The sequence below is a fragment of the Methylorubrum zatmanii genome, assembly GCF_014845115.1.
Lineage (GTDB): Bacteria > Pseudomonadota > Alphaproteobacteria > Rhizobiales > Beijerinckiaceae > Methylobacterium > Methylobacterium zatmanii.
In genome coordinates this window covers 1-3,521 of the sequence record NZ_NKUI01000287.1, presented here as the reverse complement: position 1 = coordinate 3,521, position 3,521 = coordinate 1, and the positions used below count along the sequence as shown (strand labels likewise).

3 protein-coding genes and 1 tRNA gene are annotated in these 3,521 nt (G+C 67.1%); 2 read left to right on the top strand and 2 right to left on the bottom strand.

Translation table 11 applies throughout. From position 1 onward, the window contains the following. Positions 1-789: 789 nt before the first annotated feature. Positions 790-865: transfer RNA gene (locus MZTS_RS23615), tRNA-Lys, on the bottom strand. 131 nt (positions 866-996) lie between these two features. Between MZTS_RS23615 and MZTS_RS23610 the strand changes: the two genes are divergently transcribed. Both MZTS_RS23610 and MZTS_RS23605 read left to right on the top strand, forming a co-directional pair. Continuing rightward, positions 997-2,067, top strand: coding sequence for a hypothetical protein (locus MZTS_RS23610; RefSeq protein ID WP_192285690.1), 1,071 nt, complete (start codon positions 997-999; stop codon positions 2,065-2,067). Between the two features lie 186 nt (positions 2,068-2,253). Then, positions 2,254-2,499: a hypothetical protein gene (locus tag MZTS_RS23605; protein WP_009865479.1), complete on the top strand. Its 246-nt coding sequence runs from the start codon at positions 2,254-2,256 to the stop codon at positions 2,497-2,499. 47 nt (positions 2,500-2,546) lie between these two features. On the opposite strand, the gene tgt is transcribed toward MZTS_RS23605, so the two are convergent. Continuing rightward, positions 2,547-3,521: tRNA guanosine(34) transglycosylase Tgt (gene tgt / locus MZTS_RS23600; protein WP_192285688.1), on the bottom strand; the 975-nt coding region annotated here is incomplete at its 5' end.

Here is a 3,521-nt window from a genome sequence, read left to right as displayed (position 1 = left end):
TACTGGCACGTCGAACTCGATAGGCACGATATCCTTCTCGCTGAAGGGCTGCCAGCCGAAAGCTACATCGACGGCGGTGATCGCGCCTTTTTCGCGGAGGCGTCGGATCATTCCTTGCACAATCCGGACTACGTACCGCCGGGCTGGATGGGCCGCTGCCGTCCTGTAGCGGTCGATGGCTCCGTTATAGAAGCGGAGCGGTCTCGGCTCGACGCGATTTTCTCTGGCTCGTTAAGTGTACAATGTGGCTGGGATGCGTGCGACATCTGGGAGATTGCCTAATTAACATAATCAAAATGAGCGCGACAACGCGCTCCTTATATGCCGGTAGCATCGAATGTGGGCCAAATTAATTCGTCCTAGGTTTTTGTCGTTGGTATGAAAGACGACCGTCACCTAATTGGTGTCATGCCATTCTGGCCCTCCTGGTCTGAATTTCTCATCCTAGCGAATCGTTGCGGCTGCCGCCTCCACCAAATCGGCCTGTCCTCATTTGACGCTGGCGCCACAGAGGTTGAGATTTCTGCGGTTGCTAATATTTGGGGCGAATATTGGGCTACTACAGTTTCTGTGTGAACAAGCTGCGGCTTGCTAGAAACGGCATGCGCATGCTCGAACAGTATCGGGCCGAGAGCCGTAAGAACCTGTTAGGCGAGGCCTCTGCGGCCTGACCCGATTACACACCCTGTGGCAGGCCGAGCACACACTTTTTGCAAAAAAGTACACATTTGGCCGCACCTCGACCCCGATCGGGGTCATTTCACGAGGTGATTACTTTTAGTGGAAAAGTGGTGAGCGCGCTGGGACTCGAACCCAGGACCTACAGATTAAAAGTCCGTTGCTCTACCAACTGAGCTACGCGCTCGCATCCGGTTCGCGCGGGCGCCGTGAAAGGGGCCGGTTGCGCTCGGAGCGTAGGGCTCGCAATAGGGGCTTGAGCCGGGGTGGTCAACACGGCTCGGCGCGGCGTGAACCATTGAGTCGGTACCAAGCCCGATGACGAGTGCGAACCCGGCGGGGTCGCCGCCGGAATGGCGGCGTTTCGCCCTGTTGTTCCTGGCGGTCGCCGCCCTGGCGGGCTTGGCCTGCATCGGCTTCGTCGCCGCCCTCGACCCCTACGGCGTCAGGGCCGCACCGGGCCGGGCGCAGGGGCCGCTGATGGATGGCAACCAGCGCTTCATGTATCCGCAGATCGCCCGCAGCGGCGCCTATGACGGGGCGGTGTTCGGCACCTCGACCGCGCGCCTGCTCGACCCGGCGGATCTCGCCCGCGCCTTCGGTGGCCGCTTCGCCAACCTGTCGATGAACGCGGCGACGCCCTACGAGCAGACCGAACTGGCCCGCCTCTATCTGCGCCACAACCGGCCCCGGGTGCTGCTGTTCGGCCTCGACACGACGTGGTGCGAGCCGGATGCGGATGAGCGGCGGCTGACCTTCCGCGCTTTCCCGGCATGGCTCTACAGGCCGGGCATGCCCTGGGGCGCCCTGCGGCAGGTGAATGGGCAGAGCCTCGGCACCGCCTTCGAGGCTCTGATGTTTCGGCTCGGCCTCAGGCCCGCCCGGCTCGGGGCGGATGGCTACGCGGTCTTCACCCCGCCGGAGGCGGCCTATGATGCGGCCCGGGCCGCCGCCCATATCCGCAGCGCCCAGGCCACGCAGGCGGCGGCCGAGGCCGAGCCGGGATACCGCCCGACACCCCCGGACGCGCCGATGCCGGCGCTTGCTTGGCTCGACGCCCTGCTCGCCGAGGCTCCCCCTGACACGCTGAAACTCGTGGCCTTCACCCCCGTCCATGTCTCGCAGCAGGGCGCGCCCGGCAGTCCGACGGCGCAGCGGGAGGCCGTGTGCAAGGCGCGGGTCGCAAGCCTCGGCCGGGAGCGCGGCGCGACGGTGGTGGATTTCCGCATCCCGTCCCCGATCACGGCGCAGGCGGCGAATTACTGGGATCCGCTGCATTACCGGCTGCCCGTCGCCGGGCGGATCGTGGCGGGGCTGAAGGCGGCGCAGGAGAGCGGGCGCGACGATCCCGGCGGGACTTTTCAGGTGCTGGCCCACGCCCCGAAATGACGGGAAGGCCGCCGGCAATCGGGCGTTTTATGAGGCTAGATAATGGCTTGGCTTGCCATGGGCCGGCCGTACTCTCGCCCGATCCGCCGGCTCTACACCCCGCGACCCGGCCGAGCCGGGCCGTCCTGCCCCCGTCGTCCCTGCCGGGAACGGAGGGGACAACGTGGTGTCGGAGTTTCGAGTCCCATGATCGCACGCACAGCCATCGCCCTGATGATCGCGACGAGCGCCGCCCAGGCGGCCCCCGTGGCCGACCGCGACGCCCTGCGCCAGCACTGCACCGGCGATTACCTGAGCTATTGCGGCGAGTTCGCGCCGGACAGCGCCGAGGTGCGGGCCTGCTTCAAGCAGAACAAGGCCAAGCTCTCGCCGAACTGCCAAGCGGCCATCACCAGCTATTCCAAGGCGCAGAAGCGCGCCGAGATCCGCTGACGCGGGCACCTCGGGATGAGGGTGAGGCGCAAAGCGCCGCCGAACCCTCAGCCCTTCTCGGCGGCCTCTGCCCGGGCCCAGCCATCCTTGGTCTCGGCGACGAAATCCGCGAGCCGCCCGGCGGCGATGGCCGCCCGCATGCCGGCCATCAGCTGCTGGTAATAGGCGAGGTTGTTCCAGGTCAGCAGCATCATCCCCAGAATCTCCTCCGAGCGGACGAGGTGGTGGAGATAGGCGCGGGAATAGTCCCGCGCCGCCGGGCAGGCGGAGGCCTCGTCCAGGGGGCGGGTATCCTCGGCGTGGCGGGCGTTGCGCAGGTTGATCCGGCCGTGGCGGGTATAGGCGAGGCCGTGGCGGCCGGCGCGGGTCGGCATCACGCAGTCGAACATGTCGATCCCGCGCATCACCGATTGCATCAGGTCGTCGGGCGTGCCGACGCCCATGAGGTAGCGCGGCTTGGTCGCCGGCAGGTGCGGCTCCACCGTCTCGATCATCGCCAGCATCACCGCCTGCGGCTCGCCCACCGCCAGCCCGCCGATGGCGTAGCCCTTCAGGTCGAGATCGGTGAGCGCCCGCGCGCTCTCGACCCGCAGGTCGGGGATGTCGCCGCCCTGGACGATGCCGAACATCGCCTTGCCCGGCTGCTCGCCGAAGGCCACGCGGCAGCGCTCGGCCCAGCGCAGCGAGAGGCGCATCGCCTTCTCGATCTCCGCCCGCTCGGCGGGCAGGCGCACGCATTCGTCGAGCTGCATCTGGATGTCGGAGCCGAGCAGGCCCTGGATCTCGATGGAGCGCTCCGGGCTCATCCGGTGGGCGGTGCCGTCGATATGCGAGCGGAAGGTCACGCCCTCCTCGTCGATCTTCCGCAGGGCCGAGAGCGACATCACCTGGAAGCCGCCGGAATCGGTGAGGATCGGCCCGTCCCAGCGCATGAAGCGGTGGAGCCCGCCGAGCCGCGCCATCCGTTCCGGGCCGGGGCGGAGCATCAGGTGGTAGGTGTTGCCGAGCACCACGTCGGCGCC